At 44.6% G+C, this 25977-nt stretch carries 20 protein-coding genes; 7 read left to right on the forward strand and 13 right to left on the reverse strand.

Annotated features, from left to right (window positions below; translation table 11 throughout):
- Positions 1-307 precede the first annotated feature (307 nt).
- The 6 genes from BM528_RS14545 to BM528_RS14570 form a co-directional block, all read right to left on the reverse strand.
- The gene (locus tag BM528_RS14545; protein ID WP_071980447.1) at positions 308-697 is read right to left on the reverse strand and encodes a Na+/H+ antiporter subunit G; all 390 of its coding nucleotides are present in this window, start codon (positions 695-697) and stop codon (positions 308-310) included.
- 67 nt (positions 698-764) lie between these two features.
- Positions 765-1034 carry a K+/H+ antiporter subunit F gene (locus BM528_RS14550; protein ID WP_071980448.1) on the reverse strand — a complete coding sequence of 90 codons (270 nt, stop codon included), beginning with the start codon at positions 1032-1034 and terminating at the stop codon, positions 765-767.
- Positions 1028-1528, reverse strand: coding sequence for a Na+/H+ antiporter subunit E (locus tag BM528_RS14555; protein ID WP_071980449.1), 501 nt, complete (start codon positions 1526-1528; stop codon positions 1028-1030). The genes BM528_RS14550 and BM528_RS14555 overlap by 7 nt, the downstream gene beginning before the upstream one ends.
- Positions 1525-3051, reverse strand: coding sequence for a monovalent cation/H+ antiporter subunit D (locus BM528_RS14560; RefSeq protein ID WP_071980450.1), 1527 nt, complete (start codon positions 3049-3051; stop codon positions 1525-1527). Before BM528_RS14560 ends, BM528_RS14555 begins: the two co-directional genes overlap by 4 nt.
- Positions 3048-3416, reverse strand: coding sequence for a Na+/H+ antiporter subunit C (locus BM528_RS14565; RefSeq protein WP_032097389.1), 369 nt, complete (start codon positions 3414-3416; stop codon positions 3048-3050). The genes BM528_RS14560 and BM528_RS14565 overlap by 4 nt, the downstream gene beginning before the upstream one ends.
- Complete coding sequence (locus BM528_RS14570; RefSeq protein WP_071980451.1) at positions 3416-6211, reverse strand: monovalent cation/H+ antiporter subunit A; 2796 nt, start codon at positions 6209-6211, stop codon at positions 3416-3418. The genes BM528_RS14565 and BM528_RS14570 overlap by 1 nt, the downstream gene beginning before the upstream one ends.
- Positions 6212-6452: 241 nt before the next feature.
- Here BM528_RS14570 and BM528_RS18895 point away from each other — a divergent pair, with 241 nt between their 5' ends.
- Positions 6453-6617 (forward strand): hypothetical protein, encoded by a 165-nt coding sequence (locus BM528_RS18895; RefSeq protein ID WP_157812704.1) that lies wholly within the window; start codon positions 6453-6455, stop codon positions 6615-6617.
- 131 nt (positions 6618-6748) lie between these two features.
- On the opposite strand, the gene BM528_RS14580 is transcribed toward BM528_RS18895, so the two are convergent.
- Together BM528_RS14580 and BM528_RS14585 are read right to left on the reverse strand one after the other, a co-directional pair.
- On the reverse strand, positions 6749-7069 hold the full coding sequence (locus BM528_RS14580; protein WP_071980453.1) for a hypothetical protein: 321 nt from the start codon (positions 7067-7069) through the stop codon (positions 6749-6751).
- A 304-nt stretch (positions 7070-7373) separates the two neighbouring features.
- Positions 7374-9647 (reverse strand): TonB-dependent receptor, encoded by a 2274-nt coding sequence (locus BM528_RS14585; protein WP_071980454.1) that lies wholly within the window; start codon positions 9645-9647, stop codon positions 7374-7376.
- 685 nt (positions 9648-10332) lie between these two features.
- Between BM528_RS14585 and BM528_RS14590 the strand changes: the two genes are divergently transcribed.
- From BM528_RS14590 to BM528_RS14615, 6 genes are all read left to right on the forward strand, one after another.
- Positions 10333-11028 carry a GntR family transcriptional regulator gene (locus BM528_RS14590; protein WP_203565756.1) on the forward strand — a complete coding sequence of 232 codons (696 nt, stop codon included), beginning with the start codon at positions 10333-10335 and terminating at the stop codon, positions 11026-11028.
- Positions 11029-11093: 65 nt separating this feature from the next.
- A complete protein-coding gene (prpB, locus tag BM528_RS14595) occupies positions 11094-11969 on the forward strand; it encodes a methylisocitrate lyase (RefSeq protein ID WP_071980456.1) in 876 nt (291 codons plus the stop codon).
- Between the two features lie 272 nt (positions 11970-12241).
- The gene (gene prpC, locus BM528_RS14600; RefSeq protein ID WP_071980457.1) at positions 12242-13366 is read left to right on the forward strand and encodes a bifunctional 2-methylcitrate synthase/citrate synthase; all 1125 of its coding nucleotides are present in this window, start codon (positions 12242-12244) and stop codon (positions 13364-13366) included.
- 11 nt (positions 13367-13377) lie between these two features.
- The gene (gene acnD, locus BM528_RS14605; RefSeq protein WP_071980458.1) at positions 13378-15969 is read left to right on the forward strand and encodes a Fe/S-dependent 2-methylisocitrate dehydratase AcnD; all 2592 of its coding nucleotides are present in this window, start codon (positions 13378-13380) and stop codon (positions 15967-15969) included.
- Between the two features lie 382 nt (positions 15970-16351).
- On the forward strand, positions 16352-17533 hold the full coding sequence (prpF, locus tag BM528_RS14610) for a 2-methylaconitate cis-trans isomerase PrpF (RefSeq protein WP_071980459.1): 1182 nt from the start codon (positions 16352-16354) through the stop codon (positions 17531-17533).
- Positions 17534-17649: 116 nt separating this feature from the next.
- The gene (locus BM528_RS14615) at positions 17650-18900 is read left to right on the forward strand and encodes a diguanylate cyclase domain-containing protein (RefSeq protein WP_071980460.1); all 1251 of its coding nucleotides are present in this window, start codon (positions 17650-17652) and stop codon (positions 18898-18900) included.
- 39 nt (positions 18901-18939) lie between these two features.
- Here BM528_RS14615 and BM528_RS14620 read toward each other — a convergent pair whose 3' ends face one another.
- The 5 genes from BM528_RS14620 to BM528_RS14640 all read right to left on the reverse strand — a co-directional run bounded on the left by BM528_RS14620 (position 18940) and on the right by BM528_RS14640 (position 25944).
- Complete coding sequence (locus tag BM528_RS14620; protein ID WP_071980461.1) at positions 18940-20511, reverse strand: sodium:solute symporter; 1572 nt, start codon at positions 20509-20511, stop codon at positions 18940-18942.
- Positions 20512-20558: 47 nt separating this feature from the next.
- Positions 20559-22187 carry a PH domain-containing protein gene (locus BM528_RS14625; RefSeq protein WP_083595301.1) on the reverse strand — a complete coding sequence of 543 codons (1629 nt, stop codon included), beginning with the start codon at positions 22185-22187 and terminating at the stop codon, positions 20559-20561.
- Positions 22187-22738, reverse strand: a complete 552-nt coding sequence (locus BM528_RS14630; RefSeq protein WP_071980462.1) for a PH domain-containing protein — start codon at positions 22736-22738, stop codon at positions 22187-22189. Before BM528_RS14630 ends, BM528_RS14625 begins: the two co-directional genes overlap by 1 nt.
- A gap of 46 nt (positions 22739-22784) precedes the next feature.
- Positions 22785-25136 (reverse strand): aerobic respiration two-component sensor histidine kinase ArcB, encoded by a 2352-nt coding sequence (gene arcB, locus BM528_RS14635; RefSeq protein ID WP_071980463.1) that lies wholly within the window; start codon positions 25134-25136, stop codon positions 22785-22787.
- A gap of 127 nt (positions 25137-25263) precedes the next feature.
- Positions 25264-25944 carry an N-acetylmuramoyl-L-alanine amidase gene (locus BM528_RS14640; RefSeq protein ID WP_083595302.1) on the reverse strand — a complete coding sequence of 227 codons (681 nt, stop codon included), beginning with the start codon at positions 25942-25944 and terminating at the stop codon, positions 25264-25266.
- Between the last annotated feature and the right edge of the window lie 33 nt (positions 25945-25977).

Consider the following 25977-nt stretch of genomic DNA (forward strand, 5'->3'; position numbering starts at 1 on the left):
TGCGCGGGTTTCGCCTAAAGGCGAGTCTCTTTTAAATGATTGTTTGTATAACTTCTACAACCAGTTTCGCCATCAAAAGTATGTGATGTCGGCTATTGGCACAAAGCGGCACTATGAGCTTTGAAACCTGACCGTCCGTTGTTTGTCTCAAGCAGACCTTCATTCCTCTACTAACCAATCTCTGCTGCCTCAGCAACATAAATAAAGCGCCTTAAGCGCTTCTAAAATCTAACTAGCAATATTTATCTAACTCAAAACGAAACCGGGTGTGCTTTTCCTAGCGTGTGGCTATCCTCAGAAATATATTTCACTTACCTTTGTTTTTAGAACTAGCCTCTTCATCCACAGCCTTCTGCTCCCTCGCCTTATCAACTAATCCTTCGTTTTGTGTAGACTTCATAGTTTTTACTTTGTGATGCATGGCAACTTTGGCCAGTATATGCGCGGTTACTGGTGCAGTAATAACTAAAAACAGTGTGATCAGTAGTGCGTGAACATTGATGTAGCCTTGAAGGTGCGACATATAGATAACCGAGCTCAGTAAAATCCCTCCTAAGCCCACTGTAGTCGCTTTAGTAGGAGCATGAAGGCGTGTGTAGGCATCTTTTAAACGAAACAAGCCTATTGAGCCCACAAGCACAAAAATACCGCCAATCATGAGTAAGGCGGACACCGTTAATTCAAGCCAAAAATTCATTACTTGTCCTTATCCAGCGTCTATTCATTCTACTACTCTTTAGGCTACCCATTCTTTAAATCAGCCTTTACTCAATAATATCGCCGCGAAGAATATATTTTCCGAATGCAACGCTACTCACAAAACCTAGCATGGCAATAAGTAGTGACGCCTCAAAATACAGTGACGTGCCTTTGTGTATGCCGTACACCATGATTAGCGCGATGCTATTAATAAACATAGTATCGAGTGCCAATATGCGGTCTACCACATCTGGCCCGACTAATAAGCGCCATAGATTGAGGACTAACCCTATAGAAATCATGATCCCTACACAAAGTAGAGTAAATGCTAGCATTGAAACATCTCCTTAATCGCCGACTCGTATCGGTCTTTGATGAGCCGTATCACTTCCTGCTCGTCATCAGGCATTTGCAGCACATGCACATACAAATAGCGCTTATCTTTTGAGAGCTCAGCGGTTACAGTGCCTGGGGTCATAGTTACTGTACTCGCAAGCATGGTAATAGGTTTTATCTCTGTTAAGTCTAGTGGCACGGCAACAAAACCAGGTTTAATTCTGCTCATAGGGCCAAGTACTAAAATAGCCACCTGCACATTTGCCACTACCACATCGCTTAGCACCATAAAGAAATATTTAAGTGCTTTAAGGGGCTTTTTAATTCTCGGCTGTGAAATTTGTAACGGTGCACATAATAAGGGGATTGCTATAGCAAACACAGTCCCCAAAATAATGTGGCCTGGGCTTATGGTCACATTCAACATTAACCATATAACAAGTAACATAACGCTTCGACCAGGCGTGGGAAGCAGGCGTGACATTAAACTCATTGCTGACCTCCCTGTAACTGCAACATACTCACAGGAAGTCGTATGTCATGAAGCTGAGCAGCGGCTGCCGAAGTGTATTCGGTAATAGGCCCAGCAAAAACGGACATTATTGGAGACGCCACCAACAGTAATACAACACCCACAACTTGCCAGAAAGATGCCGACTCATTTTCTGAGTTGCTGCTATCGCCAGCCTGCCTCCAAAAAAGTGTTGTACCAGCTCGCGCAAGGGCAATAATAGTGAGTAGCGTAGAGATAAGTAGCGTAGACCACACTAAAGCCTTATCGAGCCCAGACGCGGCAGATTGTAAAATCACCACCTTGCCGATGAAGCCAGAAAAAGGCGGCAAGCCAACAACCACCATAGCAGCCACAAAAAATAGCGCGCCAAGCAGTGCTGGTTGAGTCACCTTTTTAGCGATAACAAAACGGTCAAAGGCTTTGCCTCGCTGCTGCCCTATCATATCGGCAAGCATAAAGAGCACTGCGGAAATCAATGTGCTATGCAGAGCATAGTAAAATGCCGCCGCACTTGCTTCAGGGCCTCTTATTGCGAAAGCCATTAACAAAGTGCCTACCGATATAAGCACCGTATTAGCCGCAATATTGCGTAAGTTAGGGCTAGCTAGTACACCAATCGTTCCGACAATCACCGTTAAAATAGCGAGCGGCCATATCCAAGGCAAAATCATATTGCTGAGCGCCCCCGCTTCATCGCCAAAGATGACGGTGAACACCCGAAATATGCTGTAAATACCCACTTTTGTCATAATGGCGAATAGCGCAGCCACAGGCGCACTGGCAGCGCTGTAGGTATTGGGCAACCAAAAGTGTAATGGCAGCATAGCGGCTTTAAGTCCGAACACCACCAATAGCATCATGCCGCCTACTTTGGCCAGCACTTGCTCTGCCTCTGATAAAGTACTTATTTTAAGGGACATATCTGCAATATTGAGTGTTCCGGTAGTACCATACAAAGTCCCTAAGGCGGTCAAGAATATGGCGGAGCCCACAAGGTTTAATATCACATAATGCACGTTGGCTTGGGTTCTTTGCTTTCCGCCACCGTGAACCAGCAGCACATAAGATGCGATTAATAACACTTCAAAAAATACAAACAGGTTGAACAAGTCGTGTGTTAAAAAGGCTCCGGTTATCCCCATTAACTGAAACTGCATTACAGGGTGAAAATAACGTCCTTCACGGTCGGTACCAGCAAAGGAATAAAGCGTAGATGCTAGCCCCAGGAAGCCAGTGAGAAAAACCAAAAGTGCGGCTAGAGAATCTGCATACAATATGATGCCAAAAGGTGCCTGCCAGTTACCTACAGCATACATAATAGGCCCAGCATCTATAACTTTTGCCATTAGCGCTATTGAAATAGCAATTTGCAGTAAGCACAAAAATGCCGCTGCAACTCTTCTATTTACATAGCGCTCAATGCCAGCAAAAGGCGGCAGTAAAAGAAGCAACCCACCTATCAGAGGAACGAGAATGGGTAGTATGGGTAAATGGTCCATCATTGCTTACTACTCCAGCGAGACACCGACTGCTTTGGTCTGCCAGGTGGCTCTTTCCCATCCACAAAATCATTACCAAGATCGGCCCTTGCCCGCATAGACAAAATAACCGCAAAGGCAGTCATAGCGAAGCCAATTACAATTGCCGTTAATACTAAGGCCTGAGGAAGTGGGTCTGCGTAGGTTTCTGATTTACCTAAAATAGCGGCGCCGTCTAAACTTAGTCGCCCAGTTGAAAACAAGAATAAATTAACTGCATAACCAAGCATCATTAACCCCATTACCACTGGAAATGTGCGGCCTCGCAAACATAGAAATACGCCGCTAAATGTCATCACGCCTACACAAAGTGAATACAGTAATTCCATTAGTTTTCCTCCATCGTAGGGCGATGCTCGGTGGTAAGCTTACCTAGGTTTGCCAGTATTAATAACGTTGCCCCAACTACCGTGAGATAAACACCTAAATCGAATACCAGTGCGCTAGCCAACTCTGTCTTTCCGATGAAAGGAATATCGAAATAATCAAACCACGATGTTAAAAATGGCTTTCCGAAAGCCCAGCTACCCACTCCTGTAAGTACCGCCAGCAAAACGCCCCATGCAATCACACTTTGATAATTAACAGGTATACGTGGTGTTACCCACTTAACGCCGTGGGCAATATATTGTTGTATAAGCGCTACGGAGGTAACTAAGCCTGCAATAAACCCACCGCCGGGCATATTATGACCTCGTACAAAAATATAGGCAGACACCAACAGCGCAAGAGGAAGCAACGACTGAGAAATCATCACTAAAATAGGCGGGTGAATATCCTTTGTCCATGGAATACCCTTGTCATCGGCCGACGGCATGGCAAGGGGAATTCTGGTCAACAACTTAAAGATCCCCAGTGCAGCAATGCCCAAAACGGTAATTTCGCCCATGGTATCGAAGCCACGAAAATCTACCAAAATAACATTAACGACGTTGGTGCCTCCGCCGCCTGTTTTGCTGTTTTCCACGAAAAAGTCAGAGATAGTCTCGAAGGGACGAGTGATTATTGCATAGTTAATGGTTGCCACAATGCCACCTATAACGGCGGCAATGCTTAAGTCGCGAACCACCCGCTTTGGCGCTGAATCGGCAGAGGTTTTTTGGGGTAAAAAGAACAGTGCTAGCATCAACAAAATAACCGTAACAATCTCTACCGCTAACTGGGTTAACGCAAGATCCGGCGCCGAAAAACGAGCAAAGGTAATTGATACCACAAGCCCCACTACCGAAATTGCAATGAGTGCAGTCATACGCTGTTTATGCAAAATAGCAGTCGCGATAGCGCCAATACACAGTATTGCCGCCAGTATAATTTCAATGCCGTTTACAGATTGGAGTGGTGAACTTCCCGCGGCGTTGTTCAGCATTATCAAGGGCGGTGCGGTCATCACTATCACTAACAGGAACAGCAACCCTACATAGCGCTGCAGTGATTCATTGTCTAGCGTGTTATGCATTTTCTGAGCATACAATGCGAGTTTCTGCATGGCCTGCTCAAATATCAGCTTTGCATCTGGGTCGTTGAACTGAAACTGAAAGCGGTAAAGAGGATGACGGTTAATATACAATACTACCCCACCCACAATAGCGATTACGCTCATCAGCAGCGGAATATTGAGCCCGTGCCATATCGACAAGCTGTAGTAAGGTAAAGATGACGCAGGGAATAGCGTAGATGCTGAAATAGCGAGTAAATCACCAGCCATAAACCCAGGAAAAACGCCGACTAAAATACACAGTACAGCCAATAGCGCGATTGGCAGCATCATTAATATGGGAGGCTCTTTAGGCGTTTTAGGCAGCGCCTCTGGTTCACCTTTAAAGAATACGTCTTGGATAAAGCGCAGTGAGTAAGCAACCGACAGCACGCCGCCTACCGTCGCGAATATAGGCACCATCCACGATAGCGAACCAAAAACAGCCTGCTCTAAGGTTTCGGCAAAAAACATTTCTTTTGACAGAAAACCATTGAATAAAGGAATACCTGCCATTGATAAAGCAGACACCATTGTTAGCGTGGCAGTATAGGGCATAAAGCGCCAAAGTCCGCTGAGTTCTCGCATATCTCGCGTACCGGTTTCATGGTCGATGATACCCGCAGCCATAAATAGCGAGGCCTTAAACACAGCGTGATTCATAATATGAAAAAGCGCTGCCACCGCAGCTAACTCGGTATTCAAACCTAGCAATAGGGTAATAAGCCCAAGGTGACTAATAGTGGAATACGCGAGCACGCCTTTTAAATCGTGTTTGAACATAGCCACATAAGCGCCAAGTAAAAACGTCATTAGCCCCGCCAAACTGACTAATAAAAACCATAGCTCAGTGCCCGCTAATACGGGGTAAAGTAGCGCTAAAAGAAATATCCCTGCTTTTACCATAGTAGCGGAGTGCAAGTAGGCACTTACTGGCGTAGGTGCTGCCATGGCATGGGGTAGCCAAAAATGAAAAGGAAATTGTGCCGACTTGGTAAATGCACCAATTAGCACTAATACCAACACCACTGGATAGAGGCTGTGTTCTCTTATGATGTTGGCGCTATCTACTATTACACCTATATCGTAAGTTCCTACAATATCACCTATTAAAAGAAACCCTGCGAGTAAAGCTAATCCACCGGCACCCGTTACGGTAAGCGCCATACGGGCCCCTTTCCGGGATTCCGACTTAGCAGACCAAAACCCTATTAATAAAAACGAGCTTATACTGGTTATTTCCCACGCCATCCAAAGCTGCAGCAAATTATTTGCAAGCACAATAGAGAGCATTGCGGTCATAAATAAAATCAAAAAACCATAAAACCGCCCCACGGGCTCTTTTGAAGACAGGTAGTAGCGCGCGTAAAAGATAACTAAAAGGCCAATACCTAGGATAAGAAACGCAAAAAGCAGTGCAAGGCCATTAAGCCTCATTGACAGTGTAAGGCCTATCGCTGGGATCCATTCGATGTAGTCGGTAATAACTTCGCCAGCAAATATAGCGGGGGCAAAACTCGCGATAATAGACAATGATGCCGCGGGCGCGAGCATCGTCATGGCAGTGCATACGTTTCTACCGAGGCCTTCGGTAGCTTTCGGTACAAGGGTGCCGATGAGTAATAAAATCGGGATCCAAAATAGGCTCATTAGATGAAACTTTCCTTTCTAGTTTTCATTACCTTCACGAAGGCCTTGGTGATTTTTCTCTGGTGCATCCAACACGCTCAGGCAAAGTAACACGATACTAAAAAGCGTATTACTAAGACAGTAGAATACTGAAACTAGGCCTATTTGGTTTACAAAGCCGTCTTCGGCAATGCTTGCCTGTTCGCTTTATAGATTGAAGATGTTTGTGACTTACCTCAGCGCTGGGGCATCCCCGTCCTTTATGACTTACAATAAAGTATTCGAGGTGAATCTAGGAAAAGTCGTTATCTCTACCGAATGTGCGCTAATGGCGTTAGACGATAACAGCCCACTTTCTGAAAAAGAAATGTCAGCGTTTAAACTTACATCACAGAGGATGAAAACCCACGATATCGCTACCGCGTAGTTTTTAGCTTAAGGTACGGTAAGAAATTATCTTTCAGAGGCTATTTCAAAGCTAAATGCAACAAACCGCATTGATGCTGCTCGAATAGCGCAGCAAAAAGGATGGCTGTAGCACATTTCAGAATAAAATGGTTATTGGGGAGAAGTGAAAGCCGGCAAATTGAGCGAAGACGCCAGGCCTGTTACCACCCTTTCAGGGCCCACAATTTGACCTTGGTGTTCACTAGACCATGTGCACACCAAAATACTGGTGCCTTTCTTTAGCTCACATTTCCACTTGTTTGTAGAGGCTTTAAGTGGCAAATAGTCTTCTTCTATTTCCCAACCATCATCAACATGAGAGGCTATAGTTTCTTCGAAAATATTAAAAGGAATGCTCTGAATGATTCGCCAGTCGTGCTTTTTAAATTTTCGCTCTGTCCACGAGCGCTTTAGCTTAGAAAGTAGCCCCACCCTGCGAATCCTTTTATTCAAAAATAATAAATCTACACGGCGCGCCTGCCAATTGACACGTTTAAAATAGATTTACTCACGCGTTAGTAATTCTTTAAAACTATTCTAATACGAACATGAAAACAAGTTCATAAACGTAATTAATCATAAGAAGCGGTTAATATATCAAGTGCCATGAGATGTTTAACGGTGTAAACACCTAGTAAAAAGCGAAAAAAACAAAAAAGCCGATCAAACGATCGGCTTCTAATGTCTTTATGGCGCTAGCGCATTTCGCGAGCACACAGATAAAATCTAGCGTTTATTAAAACTCAGTGCTAAATCTCACACCGAACTCACTCGCATCGTTGCTAAGTATTTGCAGAATATAATCGCCAGTATTTAAACGAGCATTATCATAACGCTCATCAAAGATGTTACGACCGTACAATGCTACTGTGTAAGCTTCGTTTGCTGGCGTATAAGCAATATCAAAGTTAACCAGCTCTCGGCTATCTAATTCAGTCATACGCTCTGGTGCAGATGTTGGCTCGCCGTACATCTCTGAACGGTATGAGTAGTCAGCGCGCACGCGAATTGAGTCGCCGCCATCAAGTTCGAAGGTATACTGCGGACCAATAGCAAGCGTTAGGTCAGGAGTAAGCGGTGCAACAGGACTAAATCCTGCCTGCTCTTCCACATCAACATCCATATAACCAATACTGGTCATCATGCTGAAATTGCCTAAGTTAAGCGTTGTATCTAGTTCAATACCGCGAGAAGTTTGTTCAACAACTAAGTTAGCTGTATCGAAACCACCTTCACTTACACGACTTACTTGATAAGGCAGATCTTCAAATTCAGTGTTAAACACGGCAACGCTCATATCAACATATTCATTGATACGACCTTTAACACCCACTTCGTAGTTTGTTGCCGTAATATTGTCAGAAGCAGTAAAGCAGTTGTTAGCGCGAACCGCAGCTTGTGCACCGTCAATATCGTCGAAGCCACCAGCGCCAAAGAACTGACCAATTAGGCAGTATGGACGCGCTGGGTATTGGCCAGATTGATAGCCTGACTGAATAGTTGCGTAACCCGTCATACCATTTTCGAACGTGTAGTTAGTGGCTAATTCCCACGTTAATTCGTTCCAGTCGTTGGAGTCGAAAATAGTGCCCAGTGCTGAGAATACATTTGCAGAAGCGTCTTTCTCATCTTTGGTGTAACGCAAGCCACCCGATACAGATAGTTCGTCATTGATGTCGTGGCGAACGTTGATGTAAGCCGCTTTTGATGTTGTTTCTTGGTCTAGCTCAAGTAAGTTTCCACCACCGTCGAAGCTAGAGTCTTCACCTTGGCGATTGCTACCTTCTTCGTTGAAGTAATAAAGACCCGCAACAAAATCTGTGTATTCGTTCAAGTAACCGTTTAATTGGAATTCAACAGATGTTTGATCTGCTTCACCACGCTCAGGGAATTGGTCTAGCGAGAAAACGGTACCGTCATCGTCTAGGCCAGCTTTGTATTTTGAAGTACGCTGACTAGCAACAACTTTAGCAGTGTAGTCGTCATTAATGTCCCACTCGGTAGTAAGTGCAATACCGCGCGCTTCGTTCGATACACCTGTAACAGCTTCTGTGCCAGTGGCGTTGTCATAACGGTCAGTGCCTTCAGGAATAACGTCTGAGTTACGTAGTTCAACACCTAGGCCGTTTCCGCCACCAAAATAACGCGCAGAACCAACTTCATCGATAAGCACAGTGTATGGACGAAGACCGCCGTCGCCATTGTTTGCGTCAGCCGTTAGCACCATACGAAAATCGTTTGATGGTTCCCACTTAACTGATACACGTCCAGATACGTCTTCTGTCTCGCCTACATCGTATTCTGCATTTGGAACGTTAATAAATTCGCCTAAGCCATCACGCTTGTTAAACGATAGGTTTGCGTTGAATGCTAAGGTGTCTGAAAGCGCGTGGTTAACAAACAAGTCTGCTTTCACACGGCCGCGGGTACCAAACTCTGTGTTGATTTTGGTTACATCGCCTTGATCTGGCTCTTTAGTAATGATGTTGATAGCACCACCAATAGAGTTACGACCGTAAAGTGTACCCTGTGGACCACGCAAAACTTCAATACGCTGTATGTTGTTCAGACTCCAGTTTTGACCTACCTGACGCCCCAAGTAGACACCGTCAACGTAAACACTTACGCCAGGATCAGTGGTAATAAGGTGGTCTTGTAAACCGATGCCACGAATAAACGGGTTAACTGATGAAGTGTGACCTGCTGAGAAACCAGTAACGTTCAAGTTAGGTACAAATTTACCCACATCAGTTAAGTCGGTAATACCTTGAGCAGCTAGCTTATCGCCATCAAAAGCGCTAAGGGCAATTGGTACTTCGTAAATTACTTGTGGACGTTTTGTTGCGGTAACTGTGATCGCTTCAAACTTTTGCTCTTCTGTTGCTTCTACATCTTGTGTTTCTTGTGCAACGGCAAAATTTGATAATGCTGGAACGGTCATCGCTACTGCTAAAGCGACAGGAGAAAGCTTACTGGCGAGTGTCTTTGACACGTCAGTACGATTCGTCATGTGGTGTAACCCCTTTGCGTGAGTGTTTGGTATTAACTGCGTATAATCAGGTGCTTAACGTTCTTCTAAGGAACGATTGAACTTAAATTTGGAGCTGAAATAACAAGGGGCAAAGACGTGCATGTCTATGCATGCAGTAGCTGAACGTAAATAGAAATATTTACACCAGTCTTCGCCAAATTTCAGGATAAATTCAGGCTCAAAACTGGACGGATATGATACCGACTTATGCGCTTCATGCAAAGATAAATATCATTTTTTCACCAAATTTAAAATTCGCTAACTAGACCAATAGGTTAACTGATTAGACCTAACCAACTCGACTTGAAAAACATTTTTTTAACTTAAAATTCAAAAAATTACTACACTCTCAAAACGCATCAAAACATAAAAACACCTCATCCACATTAATTTAGCCACCTGACCAAGTGGACAGGAAATAGCGATTTTTACGACCATTTCTATCTCATCATCTCTATCGCTAAATCATTACAGTCTTCCAATAGAAGAAATATTTTTTCCAAAACATGCTTCTTCGTAATTTCTCTATCCCCTCCATAGTCATTGAACCAAAACAAATAGTTGAATCCACAGCCCGCCTAAATGACTTCCTCATAAGACTTTAATCTTATTTTGTCGACAATTAAGCCTTTAAAATTTGATATTGAATTTTAAAACGCCTATATTGTCGACATTATCAGTAAATAAGTTTTTCATAGTGACTCTCAATAACGAACAACCTATTACCAGTGCAGATAAGACCTTTTATCAGCTAAGAAACGACATTGTCGAAGGCGTGATCGTTTCCGGCTGTAAATTGAGTGAAACCGAGTTGTCGACAAAATATGAAGTGTCGCGCGCAGTAATAAGAGAAGCGATAAATCGTCTTGCCACTTGTCACCTTGTTGAGCGAAAAGCCAACGTAGGCGCTCGTGTAGTTGCACTATCTCCTGAAGGCTTAGTTCAACTGTATCAAGTTCGTGAAGCCTTAGAAGGCATGGCAGCTAGACTTGCAGCTCGCTACATGAGCGATGAAGAAATTGCTGCTATGCAAGGTTTACTAGACAGTCACTTTAATAAAGTAAAAGGTGGCGAAAGCTACTATCAAGAAGCGGGCGATGTAGATTTTCATTACCGTATTGTCACTGGCAGTAAAAACAGCCATCTCATCAGCGTATTGATAGACGGCTTATATCACTTAGTACGAATGTATCGCGTACAGCTTGGCATGGCAGGCCCGCGGGTAACCACGGCATTTGATGAACACAGACACATTGTAAACGCCATTGCTAACCGAGATGAAGAGTTAGCAGAAATACTCATGCGCAGACACATTCTTTATTCAAAAAATAATATAGAGAAGAAGCTTCATAATGCATAAATGTAATAAAGCTTTTTTAACTTTCATTCACCTCTACCCTACTTCACGTTAAGCGAGTAAATAAAATGAGTGCAGGAAAAAAATTTAGAGACGCCCTTTCTAAAAACAAACCGCTTCAAATCGTGGGCACCATAAATGCCTACTCGGCCATGATGGCAAAATCCATTGGTCACCAAGCTATTTATCTTTCTGGCGGTGGTGTAGCGAATGCATCTTACGGCCTTCCCGATTTAGGTATGACCTCGCTTAACGACGTTATCGTAGATGTGCAGCGTATTACATCGGCATGCGATCTTCCTTTATTAGTAGATATCGACACTGGTTGGGGCGGAGCTTTCAATATAGCCAAAACCATTCGCGATATGGAAAAAGCGGGAGCAGCTGCTGTGCACATGGAAGACCAGGTTGCACAGAAACGCTGTGGACACCGTCCTAACAAAGAAATTGTTAGCACAGAAGAAATGGTAGACCGCATAAAAGCGGCGGTAGATGCTCGAACCGATCCTGACTTTTTCATCATGGCTCGCACCGACGCCTTCGCTCAAGAAGGATTGGAAAAGGCGATTGAACGCGCTAAAGCTTATGTAGCAGCCGGTGCAGACGGCATTTTTGCTGAAGCAGTAAAAACCGAAGAACACTACCGCGCCTTTGCCGACGCACTAGATGTGCCTATTCTTGCCAATATTACCGAATTTGGCCAAACCGAACTATGGAACAAAGAACAGCTTGGTGAATGGGGAGCCAGTATGGTGCTTTACCCATTAAGCGCCTTTAGAGCCATGAACAAAGCTGCAGAAATGGTTTACACGTCTATTCTTGAGAATGGCGATCAAAAAGCTGTTGTCGACAGCATGCAAACCCGCATGGAACTATACGATTACCTTGGTTACCACGATTACGAGCAAAAGCTAGATGAGCTTTTCGCTAAAGGTAAAAACTAAATTAAACACATTAAACAGTAACTGGGACGCAATGTACTATTGAAGCGGGAGCGGTACTTAGGTCGTTACCACGCCGTGAACCCATCCATGGGGGCTCCGGCTCGGCCTCCATGCCTCGCAGGGGTAACGACCTAAGTACCGCCCCCACTTTTCAATGCATTGAGCCCGCTTATAAAAGTTTACATTTAACAGCGACTAAGGAATCCGTTCCTTTTTCATAATAGATTTTTTACTAACGTACCTTACAAATTTAAAAGACCGGAGATTACAAGATGGCTAAACAATTAAGTGGCGCGGGATTACGCGGCCAAGTTGCAGGTAAAACAGCATTATCAACCGTAGGCAAATCAGGCTCAGGTTTAACGTATCGCGGCTATGACGTAAAAGATCTGGCCAATAAATGCCAGTTCGAAGAAGTGGCTTACCTTATCTTAAAAGGTAAATTGCCAACGCAGGCTGAGCTAGATAGCTATAAAGAAAAACTTCGCGGCATGCGCGGTTTACCAGACGCGCTTAAAGAAGTTCTTGAGCGTATTCCAAAAGATGCTCACCCAATGGACGTGCTTCGCACTGGTTGTTCCATGTTAGGTAATCTTGAAATGGAAAAGAGCTTTGACGAGCAGCAAGAAGTGACTGATCGCATGCTCGCGTGTTTCCCTAGCATCATTTGCTACTGGTATCGCTTTTCTCACGACGGCGTACGTGTTGAAGTTGAAACCGATGATGATTCTATTGGCGGCCACTTCCTTCACATGCTTCACGGCGAAAAGCCACGCGAACTTCACGAGCAAGTTATGCATGTTTCGCTCATCCTTTATGCAGAGCATGAGTTTAACGCCTCAACCTTCACAGCTCGCGTATGCGCATCAACATTATCAGATATGCACTCGTGCGTAACTGGTGCCATTGGTTCACTTCGTGGTCCACTACACGGTGGCGCAAATGAAGCCGCTATGGAAATGATTGAAGGCTTTACCTCTGCCGACGATGCAGAAGAAAAAATGATGGGCATGTTAGAGCGCAAAGAAAAAATTATGGGCTTTGGTCACGCGGTTTATGCCGACTCAGACCCTCGTAACGGCATTATAAAAGCGTGGTCTGAAAAGCTATCCGCCGATGTGGGTGATACAGTGCTTTACCCAGTTTCAGTACGCTGCGAAGAAGTCATGTGGCGCGAGAAGAAACTGTTCTGTAACGCAGACTTTTTCCATGCCTCTGCTTATAACTTCATGGGAATTCCTACAAAACTCTTCACACCAATTTTTGTAATGTCTCGCTTAACAGGCTGGGCAGCACATGTGATGGAACAGCGTTCTGATAACCGTATTATTCGCCCATCGGCTGATTATACCGGTGAAGAGCTTCGTCCAGTGCCATCAATCGCTGACCGAGCGTAAGGTAATACGCTATGAATATTGATTACCGAAAACCCCTACCAAACGCGGGTATCGATTACTTCGATACCCGCGAGGCGGTAAATACCATAGAGTCTGGGGCTTACGAAAAGCTGCCCTACTCTTCTCGCGTATTTGCTGAAAACTTAGTGCGCCGTTGCCCACCTGAGCAACTAACTAAAGCGCTACAACAGCTAATTTATCGCAAACGCGACCTCGACTTTCCTTGGTTTCCAGCTCGTGTTGTATGCCATGATATTCTTGGCCAAACTGCTCTGGTTGATTTAGCAGGCTTGCGCGATGCGATAGCGGCAAAAGGCGGTGACCCTGCTAAAGTGAACCCAGTGGTTCCTACCCAGCTAATTGTCGACCACTCTTTAGCAGTTGAGCACGCAGGTTTTGAAAAAGACGCCTTTGAAAAAAATCGCGCCATTGAAGACAGACGTAACGACGATCGTTTTCACTTTATCAATTGGACAAAGACGGCGTTTAAAAACGTAGATGTTATTCCCCCAGGAAACGGCATCATGCACCAAATCAATTTGGAGCGCATGTCACCAGTTATTGAGTCTCGCGATGGCGTTGCGTTTCCTGACACCTTAGTAGGAACAGACAGCCATACGCCTCATGTAGATGCACTTGGTGTTATCGCTATTGGTGTAGGTGGCCTTGAAGCCGAAAGCGTAATGCTTGGTCGCGCATCCTACATGCGTTTGCCAGACATTGTGGGTGTAGAATTAACCGGTAAACCACAGCCGGGTATTACTGCTACCGATGTAGTTTTGGCACTAACTGAATTCTTGCGTAAGCAGCGTGTGGTGTCTGCCTTCTTAGAGTTTTATGGGGAAGGTGCTTCACACCTTACCCTTGGCGATCGTGCAACCATTTCGAATATGACACCAGAATACGGCGCTACTGCGGCTATGTTCTATATCGACCAGCAAACCATCGATTATTTGCGCCTTACCGGTCGTGAAGAAAAACAAATAGCCTTAGTAGAGAACTACGCCAAGCACACGGGTTTATGGGCTGATGATTTAAAAACTGCTGAATACGAGCGTGTGCTTACCTTCGACTTATCATCAGTAGGTCGTAATATGGCAGGCCCGTCTAATCCACACGCACGTTTGGCAACAAGCGATCTTGCCAGTCGCGGTATTGCGGCTAAGTGGGAACAAGAAGACGATAAAATGCCTGACGGCGCAGTAATCATCGCTGCCATTACAAGCTGTACCAATACCTCTAACCCGCGAAACGTAATTGCTGCAGGTCTTATTGCTCGTAACGCCAATCAGCGCGGCCTTACCCGTAAACCGTGGGTGAAAAGCTCATTAGCGCCTGGCTCAAAAGCGGTAAAGCTTTATCTTGAAGAGGCTAATTTGCTGAGTGAGCTTGAAACTTTAGGCTTTGGTATCGTGGCGTTTGCCTGTACTACTTGTAACGGAATGAGTGGCGCACTTGACCCTAAGATTCAACAGGAAATCATAGACCGCGATCTATATGCCACCGCAGTACTATCGGGCAACCGAAATTTTGATGGTCGTATTCATCCTTATGCCAAACAAGCGTTCTTAGCATCGCCGCCTTTGGTTGTTGCTTACGCCATTGCAGGTACGGTCCGCTTTGATATCGAAAAAGATGTATTGGGTATTGATAACGACGGCAACCCTGTAACGTTAAAAGACATTTGGCCAAGTGACGAAGAAATTGATGCCATTGTGGCAGAGAGCGTTAAGCCCGAGCACTTTAGAAAAGTGTACGAGCCAATGTTCGACTTAAGCGTAGATTATGGCAGCCATATCGACCCACTTTACGAATGGCGAGAGCAAAGCACCTACATTCGCCGCCCGCCTTATTGGGAAGGCGCTATGGACGCAGAGCGCACCATGACAGGCATGCGCCCCCTTGCCATTTTAGGCGATAACATCACGACTGATCATTTATCACCTTCAAATGCGATTATGGCAAATAGTGCAGCCGGTGAGTATTTAGCCAAGATGGGATTGCCTGAAGAAGACTTTAACTCTTATGCAACCCACCGAGGCGACCATTTAACTGCTCAGCGTGCCACGCTTGCCAACCCAAAAGTGTATAACGAAATGGTGCAAGAAAATGGCGAAGTGAAACAAGGCTCGCTGGCGCGTATTGAACCCGAAGGCAAAGTTGTGCGCATGTGGGAGGCAATTGAAACCTACATGACCCGCAGACAGCCTTTGATTATTGTTGCCGGTGCTGATTATGGCCAAGGCTCGTCACGAGACTGGGCGGCAAAAGGCGTTCGTTTAGCAGGTGTTGAAGTGATTGCGGCGGAAGGTTTTGAGCGTATTCATCGCACCAACTTAATCGGAATGGGTGTACTTCCGCTAGAGTTCAAACCGGGCACCACCCGCAAAACACTCGAGCTAGATGGCACTGAAACCTACGATGTTAAAGGTGAGCCTTCACCAGGCGCTACCCTTACCCTCGTGGTAAATCGTGCTAACGGTGAGCAACTTGAAGTACCGGTTACCTGTCGATTAGACACCATGGAAGAAGTTTCTATTTACAGCGCCGGCGGTGTTTTACAACGCTTTGCAAAAGACTTCTTAGAAGCCGAGGTTGGCTAAGTGGTCTTAACATTTGGCTGACTGGGTAGAAAGCACTAAGCCGGGTCAAATCAGCCGTCATGATAGGAAGGCAAGTGAGTTAGGTGCAGGGCACGCCGTAAATACGTCCCTGTAGGCTCCCAATTCGCATCCATGCGAATTGAGGGCCCTGAACCTAACTCACTAGCCTTCTTTAATGGAGGCTGTAGTTTTTGCGCGGAGTTTGGCTGCGATTTGAAACCCTCTCTCCTCTAACGATGTTTAATTATTTTAGAGGGAGTTTGATTTCGGTTTGAAACCCTCCAGCCGCATGGATGCGGCTGGGGAGCGTACATGGATGTATTCACCGCGTGTTTCAAACCGCAATCAAACTTTCCCTTACTCAAAAGAAAAAGGAATAAACATGACACAGTATGCGCCACAGCTTCGAGTACCCGCTACCTATATGCGTGGCGGTACAAGTAAAGGTGTATTTTTTAATTTAACGGATTTGCCAGAGGCTGCACAAAAGCCTGGCGCCGAGAGAGACGCCCTGTTGCTGCGCGTGATTGGAAGCCCAGATCCTTACGGTAAACATACCGACGGTATGGGTGGAGCCACATCAAGTACCAGTAAAACCGTGATTATTAGCAGGAGTGAACAAGAAGGTTACGACGTTGACTACCTTTTCGGTCAAGTTGCCATCGATAAACCCTTCGTCGATTGGAGTGGCAACTGCGGTAACTTAACCGCAGCAGTGGGCGCGTTTGCCATAAACAATGGCTTGGTCGATAAAAGTAAAATTCCAGACAACGGCATCGCTGTAGTGCATATTTGGCAGGTCAACATCAACAAAGCCATTATTGCTAACGTTCCAATTACCAATGGTGAGGTTCAGGAAACCGGTGACTTTGAACTCGATGGCGTAACCTTTCCTGCCGCAGAGGTAGAAGTTGCTTTTGTGGATCCTGCCGATGGTGAGGGCGCTATTTTTCCTACGGGAAGACTGGTGGATACTCTTGAAGTGCCAGGTGTTGGTTCGTTACATGCCACTATGATCAATGCCGGTATTCCCACTATTTTTATAAATGCTGAAGACATTGGGTATACGGGCACAGAACTGCAAGACGATATCAATAGCGACCCGCAGGCTCTAAACAAGTTTGAGGCTATAAGAGCCTATGGTGCCGTTCAAATGGGTTTGATCAACGATGTTGGTGAAGCCGCAAATCGTCAGCACACTCCAAAAGTCGCCATGGTTGCGCCTCCATCTGGTTATAAAGCATCAAGCGGAAAGGATATTTTAGGCTCTGATGTTGACGTTCTAGTGAGAGCTATGTCGATGGGTAAATTACACCACGCCATGATGGGTACAGCTGCGGTTGCCATTGCTGCTGCAGCAGCTATTCCTGGAACACTTGTTAATTTGAGTGCTGGTGGCGTAGACAGAGAAGCAGTGGTATTCGGTCACCCATCTGGCACATTACGAGTTGGTGCCAAAGCGCAATTTGTAGATGGCGGCTGGCACATAGAGCAAGCCACCATGAGCAGAAGTGCACGTGTACTTATGGAAGGCACTGTAAGAGTTCCCCCCTCGCAGGTATAACGCTTCCTTATACCCAACGCTTTTTCTCATACATTAGTTTAGAAAGCCCTTTTCAAGAGGGCTTTTTTTACATTCTCTGCGTATATTTATTAGTATCTAATAAAAAAGCTGCATCGATGTATAAAATACTGGTAATTGAAGATAGCGTAACGGTTCGCATGATCGTCAAAAAACTGATTGAAGATAACCCGCACTTTACCTGCGAGTTATGTAAGAACTATGCGGAGGCACAGCGGGCATTGAGTAAAAGCACAGAGTACTTAGTGGCTGTTGTTGATTTGAATCTACCCGATGCACCTAACGGAGAAAGCGTAGATCTGGTACTTTCCCACAATGTTCCCGCCATTGTGTTGTCTGGGAATTTCGATGAATCTACCCGCAACCAACTTTTAGAAAAGGGCATTCTCGATTACATCACAAAAGAATCGCCCTACTCCTATGTTCAAGTAGCTAATCTCATAGACAGAATTAGAAAGAACATTTCTGTTTCTGTGCTGGTGGTTGATGACTCGCAGGATAGCCGAGACCACATTTGTAGTCTGCTAAGAAAATTTCAATTTAAGGTAAACGAAGCGTACAGCAGTGAAGATGCTCTCAATCAGTTAGATATTCATAACGATATAAAACTGATAATTTCTGCTCATAATTTGCCATCTATGGACGGTTACAAGCTGGTCAAGACAATACGCCATGAACGCGGTATGCAGGATGTTATTTTTATAGGGCTGTCAGCAACAAAAGACAGCGTTCTTACATCTAAATTTATTAAGAGTGGCGCTAATGACTTTCTGGGCAAGCCACTTCATCACGAGGAGTTTTTCTCCCGAATAATGCATAACCTCGATTCACAAGACATGATCCAAACCATCAAAGATTCAGCCAATCTTGATGCACTTACAAAGGTCTATAACCGACGTTATTTACACAAACGCGCAGACGAGCTTTACGCCGACAAAAAACGCAGCAGCAATATCATTGTGTCTATGATTGATGCCGACAATTTTAAGCAGGTTAATGATACATATGGTCACAAGGCAGGCGATGATTTCCTTCAGGAATTCGCATCTCTTCTTAAAAAATATTTTTCAAACGATCTCGTTGTACGTTACGGTGGGGAAGAGTTTACGATAGTTTCAACGCAACCCTCTGAAAAATATTACTCGGCTCTATATGAGTTTATGAATACGGTGCGTCAAACAGTTTTCACGCCGCATAAGCTAAATATTACCTGCAGTATAGGCGTTAGCTCTGAAACTCACCCCAGTCTAGAGGCTCAGTTGGAAACAGCAGACGCCCGACTTTATACCGCAAAAAATACAGGGAAGAACCGAATCATCACTCAAGATATTTCACAAAAAGTTTCTTAAGCAAAAGCGCTTGAGCTACAAAGCTTCATGCTGAGCGCTCTATGCAAAAAGAGAAGGCAGTAATAAACACACCGTTAGCATGAAAATGAAAAAGCCGACTAGAATACTGACACCTTTTACTGTGAGTATTGAATGAAAATTCAGCTTTTCTAGCTCTGGTACGCGTGAATTATTTGGCCAAGTAATACGCGCTATTAACGCCACGCAACAAGTTACTGCAAAGCCGATCACGTTCCACCAGAACCAGAAAACATCGGGAATAAAAAGCCAAACAACGATGTTGGTACCTACGCCGGCAATTAAACCAATATTGACGTGTTTTCCGCTTAACGCCTTGCTTGCGACTGCGAGTAAAAACAACGCAAGAATTGGTCCGTAAAATACAGAACCGACCTTATTGATTGCTTCAATGATAGTAGGTGCAATATTTCCAGCAAAAAGAGAGAGTATTAATGTAATACCGCCCCATACCAAGCCAATCACCTTCGCCATTTTTAAATAGCTTTTGTGCTCCAACTCTTTATTGGTAAAGCGACAGTAGTCTTCTATTGTTACCGCAGATAAGGAGTTAATCGCTGAACTTAGCGATGACATTGCCGCCGAGAGAATTGCCACGATTAACAGGCCAATCAAACCATGAGGCAAGTAATTAAGAATAAAGGTTGGCATTAACCAGTCTGGGTTGTCCGCTGGGATTTTGTTAAAGAATTCAGCGTTGGTGAGGGCTAGCGTGCCAACAATAAGCCCCGAAAAACAATAAAGCAGCGTAATTGGAAAACGAATAATACCGTTTGCCACAATCATTTTCCGCAAGTCGCCTTCATTTTGCGCAGACAAAGCTCTCTGAGCTTGGGTCTGATCACATCCATAGTACGACGCATACAGCACAATTCCACCAAATAGCATGGGCAAAAAGCCAAAACCATCACCGCTAAACCCGAATGAAGAAAAATCGACTGCGGTTAGTCGCTCTTTAGGGGCTTGCTCAACAAGCACATCTAGGCCGCCTAATGCATGTAGCCCAATGGCAATACAAGCAATAGTACCTAATATAATGATGACCATTTGTATCGCGTCGGCGTAGACAACTGCCTTCATACCGCCTTGTAGCGAATAAAGCACGGTAATAATGCCGGTGAGCACTACTGCTTGCCATGCCTCTATTCCCATAGTGCCTTGCAAAATAATCGACACAGCATAAATCATAATACCGGTGGCGAAGGCGCGACTAAACTGAAAAACGATACTGATTAGAAGGCGTGTAGAGCGTCCAAATCGCTGTTCTAGAAAGTCATAAATGCTCACTACGCCAGATTTGTATAGGGTAGGAAGGATTGTTCCTAATAATAAAATCATCGCGATGGGAATACCCAGCTCGTAAGATAACCAAATCATCCCGCCACCGTCGCGAAGACCAACAAAAGCAGGGGCAGATATAAAACTGATTGCAGAGAGCTGGGTGGCCATGACAGATAATGCAAGGGGCTTCCAACCTAATGACCTTCCGCCAAGAAAATAGTCACCTTTATTCTCTTGAACGCGCATGGCGAACCCCATGTAAAGCAGAATACCCAGGTAACCGATAACCACAAAATAATCTAAAAAATTCATATGCTGTTCTTTTTATTCACATAGTGAAAAAGCGGAAGAGCCCGGTGTTACATCCAAGACTTCCTTGTAGACTCAACCTCCAATAGCACATTATTGGCGAGTGTTTTTACATAATCCTCTGGTAAAAAAGGCACTGTAACCGAGCCTGAAGCCAAAACGAACTTGATTGAAGCCAGTTTTCGTCTTCGCATAAACACGCTCTGCTTAACAATAACCTGCTGTATTTTGTAGGGTTCGAAGCACAGGTAATCAACACCAATTCGACCACGTCTTATGTAAACATATTGGCTATCAGAAGCGATCCCCCAACGCCACCATCGCAGCGTTAGAATCAAGCTTGCCAATATCAACAATCCTAAAGACGTGAGCAAAATATCGAGCTCCGCAGATACAGTCCCAATGAGCAATAATATTGAGACTGGGATACTCCACGCTGTCAGTAACCAATGAAGAATAAATCGCTTACTGATACCAAGGTAGTCGCTTCGATGTAGCTGGCAGTTCGGCATCACTTCTTGACTAAGTGCAACCGCTTCTTGCTCTGTAACCGATGGCACAATAAGCTTATTTGGCGACATGAGCTCTTGAACTTGTTGACCTGCCGTGGAGTTTTGTTCAAAGTACAAGTTGACTCGTTTGAGTACTTTATCCAGCCAGTCTTGCTTAGCGGTGATCATTTGAATACGGGAGGCTCGCATGCTGACTTCTTGTTTATTAAGCAACCCGCTGCGGCGAATATACCGGTCGTCACTACGAGATAAGGTATAGCCATAAAAAGTAAATAGTGCTCCACCCACACTGAGCAGTGCCATAGCGGCCATAAGCATCATCAGAATTACAAAGGCGTAAAGCCCGAACTGCCACCATGCCACAGTCTGCTCGCCCACCAACTGATTGAGTTGAAGTCCTTTGTCGGCCAGCCATTCCGAGACTAAGCCAATAGCATCGTCGTAAAAAGGAGCGGCGGCACCAAGTATTATCCATACTCGATTGTTGGTAATGCCGTGAATAACAATATCGCCAATCGAACGGGTGTTAAGCACCTCTTCGTCATGTTCGTTGGTGTTATTTTGATAAGACCCGGCATTATCTGCTTCATTAATTTCGCTATCGCTTACAGGAGCTTGGTGATGATTACCGCCATCGTCTTTTGTTTTTTCTGCCAATACCTGCTTACGTAATGCATTTGCATACGCTAAAGGTACAGCGACAATATTAGCTTCTTCTTTGCCACTTCCTGCTGTATCTAGCACCACCAATGCATAACCAAAGGGACGATAATAAAAAGGATGTTCTATTTTTACGTTTTGTATACGCCAGAAGGGTAAATTGGTGTAGCGACGCTGAAACACGCCAGTATGAATTTCTACATGCTGGTTGTGTATTCGAAACGTATACATAAAGAAGCTGATTAAACCACTTATCACCGCAGTGCTAACCAATACACCTATGGTTATGTACGCCTCCGGTGAATTTAAATTACTGAGAATGTTAGAACCAATGGCCAAAGCGGGGATAATGTAAATAAGGCCTTGAGCAGAATTTTTTATATTTCGCACTGAAAAATACAATATGGCAATTAAAGCGAGCCTCTGCCAAGCATCACCGGTCTCTACTTCAACGCCAGCTTTTACCTCTGCATCAGCTTTTATTTCTTCAACAGATTTGGTGTCCACTAGCGCGCGCTCACATCTTTATGATCGAGTACGAACTGCCTTATTCGGTTTGCGTCATCCACTTCCAAACCAGGTATTTCAAACGTATGCATCTCGCCACCAGCTGAGAACACCTGAAGCGATGCAAGCCCGGCCCAGCGCGCAAGAGGGCCGCGTTTTAGCTCAACGTGCTGCACACGAAGTATGGGCTGACAGGATAACTGACGAAAGACCAGTCCCGATTGCTTGCTGATATCCTGCTCTCTTACCGCAAACTTGATTTTTTTATCGGCAAAGAAATGATAGGTAAACCACAACACCCCTAAAATTGCTACAACAGCAAAGGCGTAGGGAAATATTCGCTTCAACTCATCGGGTATGCTGAAGAATGTTTGGTATCGCCCTGTAGTAATAGCGCTAAGTATAAGTAGCGTAATAGTGGCGCTTACACCTAAATTTATAAGGCGATATTTTTTTGAAACGGGAGTTAGTGGTAAAGCCTCTAACGCCGGAAGGTCATCCTGAGATAAGGGTTCGTTAGAAAACCCTCCTGTGTTTGAGGCTGAAAACATTTACCTATTCCTTGTAGAGTGAATTTTGCAATGCAGGCTCAAAGCGCTAGTCGTCAAACTTCTGCTCGTTTAGCCAGCTATTCAACCCTTTCATATCGTGCTGTACCGCCATCTGCAACTCTTCAACCCAGTCGTGAACGTTTTCCCACCACGTAGGGTGATCGCCCTGTTGAATTTGATTAGCAATACGCTGCACTCTAGCTAAGCCTACCGAGCCCGCAGCCCCTTTAATTTTATGGGCTTGAGAACATACTTCTGACTTTTCGTCAGCGGTTAAACTCAACTGCAGTATTTCCATGTATTCAGGCATTTTCTCTTGGAAAACTTTTACACTCGCCCGAACCATGTCATCCCCTATGGTATCTACTAACATCTCCAACAAGTCCATATCTAAAATGTTACTTAATGTTTTGTTGGGCGCGCGCTCAACCTGCCCCTCTATTTCTAACGGCGCTGGCGGAGCGTGGAATAGATCATTAAATACCTCAATCACTCGAGACTTTTTAATAGGCTTGGCAATAACGTCGTCCATACCGTTTTCTAAATACTCATCACGCTTTTTAATTACGTTAGCGGTTAGTGCAACTATGGGCGTTTGCATCACCAGGTCTTCTTCAATCAGCGTGCTGGCTACATCGAACCCTGTCATATCGGGCAGCTGAATATCGAGCAAGATTAGGTCGTACTGTGTTTCTCTGGCTTTATCTAAGGCTTCTTGGCCGGTCATGGCCACGTCAACTCGCTGGCCGAGCTTTTCAAGCAGCGCTTTAGCTACCATCACATTCAGCTCAATATCTTCTACCAGTAATATGTTTAAGCCTGTTACATCAAGCTCTGCCACTTTCATCGGGCTATTAGAAATTTGAACCGGAAGAATAATTTCAAAGCGCGTGCCCTTACCTACGGTACTGGTAACGTTAATTTCACCGCTCATCAAATCGACCATCTGCTTACAGATTGCCAACCCTATTCCGGTACCGGTAGCCGATTGGTGATCTGGGTGATCAACCTGATAATACATGGCAAAAATTTTGTCTATTTCACTTTCAGGAATACCCACGCCGGTATCTTCAATAATAAAGGTAACAAAGGCTTTGTCATTTTCAGGCTTGGTGGCAGAAACCGACAGGCTTACATGGCCTTTTTGAGTAAACTTCACCGCATTGAAAAGGATATTCCACAATATTTGGCGCAGTCGCGTGCCGTCTATTTCAACTAAACGAGGCAATGGCTCTTTTATAGTCGTTTTCAACTCGAGCTGTTTATCTCCAGCAAGTAATCGAATAATACTGCTGAGCTCTTCGGTGAAGTCTTTTAACGATATGGTTTTCAAACTCAGCTCTAGTTTGTCTCTACCAAGTTTGTCTAAGTCGATAATATCGTTGAAAATGTTACCCAATGTTATAGCGCTAGCGTAAATAGTACTTACCCAGCTAAATTGTTCTTCCGAGAGTTCGGTATCGCGAAGCATGCGGCTTAAGCCCACAATGCCGTTAAGCGGCGTTCGTAGCTCATGACTGATGGTGGCAATAAAGCGAGTTTTATCTGTGTTGGCTTTTGCTGCTGCATTTTCCGCTTGTTTGCGCTCGGTCATATCTCGACCAAACGATAGCAAACCCAGTCTGTTACCTTCTTTGTCGAAGAAAGGAACGCGCTTCATTTCGAAGTAACGACGTCTGCCATCGGCAAATTTAAGCCACAATTCTTCGGTAATACTGGCATTTGTCTCAAGTACTTCGTTATCACTAGCAACAATTTGTCGTGCTAACTCTTCTTCGTAGACATCTTCTGGGGTTAGCCCAAGCAGCTCTTGCTCAGTCTTACCTGTCATTAACTCGGCAATACGGTTACAGCCTGCAAACTGCCCTTCTTCATTGCGGTAGTATATTAAATCTGGCGATGCATCGATAATAGAACGCAGTAAAGTCGATAATCTGCGCGCCTGAGCTTCTTGTTCAGATTTGTTTTTTATCTCTTGTTCCAAGTCTTTAAAGAGCCCTTCGCGCTCTTCTTGGGCAATTTTGCGCTGCTCAATTTCGTGATTTAACTGGCGTATGTTGCTCTGAAGCTCACGATTTAAAAACACATCTTCCTCACGAAGACTTTCAAGTTGGCTAACCACTTCTTTCAAATTTGTGCGTGAGTTTTCAAGCTGCTTTATAAGCTCACTAAAAAAATACAATACCCAGGGTGCCGAGAGCATAGTAAGCACCACTGCACTGATAAAATCATCGGGCTGTACCTGACTTCCCAGGCTTACACGAATGACATATGAGCCACCCAAGGTAAATACCAGGGAAAATACAACAAATAAAATACTGAGTTTTAAGGTGCCGAAGCGCTGCACAAATTGGGCAAATCGAATAGCCCAAGAATCATTAGGGGAGTCTGAATGCATGTACGTCTAGTCTGTAACCATTTTCTCTATCCTATCAGGCTTTATCGTTTTCTGGAATGCATCAAAAAGTGCCATAGACTCGTGCAGTCATCTTTGGCGATGATAATTTAGACAAAGGCTTCTTCTTTTAGGTTTCAGACTCGTCTATGGCTACATCAAGAGCTTGAGCACTTATCGCTTGGTTAATCAAATAACTGCGAAGCTTATTTAAGGGAAACGCAGGGCCAGGATCAACCTTTCTTCTTGGTGCTATTTCCTGATGACCTACAACATACCTAATATGATAGTGATTACACAGTACTTTGCATAATTCAAAAGTACGGAGCAGCTGTCGTTCGTTGTATCTATGCCAAAAAGTTTGAAGCGGCGCTGATGAATTGGCGTTTGTATGAACAAATACCTCGCCGGGCTGATACTTTTTACCAAACCAACTTGAATATTCACCGTGGCCGCTGGCTTCAAGCTGACCCGCATTGTCTAACTCAATGCCAATAGAGTAATTATTTAACTGCTGGCGCCCGTCGAAGCTACTTTTACCTGCATGCCATGCTATGGCATTAAACGGTAAGAGTTGCACGATGTCACCATTTTGCCCCACTACAATATGGGCTGACACCTTACTGTCTTTGTTCTGCATATGCTTAACAGAAGATGCCAAGCTACCACCGCCGGTGAAGTGAATAACAAGAGTATCGGGCAACTCTTTAAATTCACCTGACGTATTCAATGTGGTGACGTGAGAAATGTTATCACCTGATAACCTATGATTATGAAGTTTTATTGTCTCTGATATCGTCGAATATAGCATGGTCACAACGTTTATTACTCTGCTTGCTAGCGA

This window comes from Alteromonas sp. RW2A1 (genome assembly GCF_001886475.1).
Lineage (GTDB): Bacteria > Pseudomonadota > Gammaproteobacteria > Enterobacterales > Alteromonadaceae > Alteromonas > Alteromonas hispanica.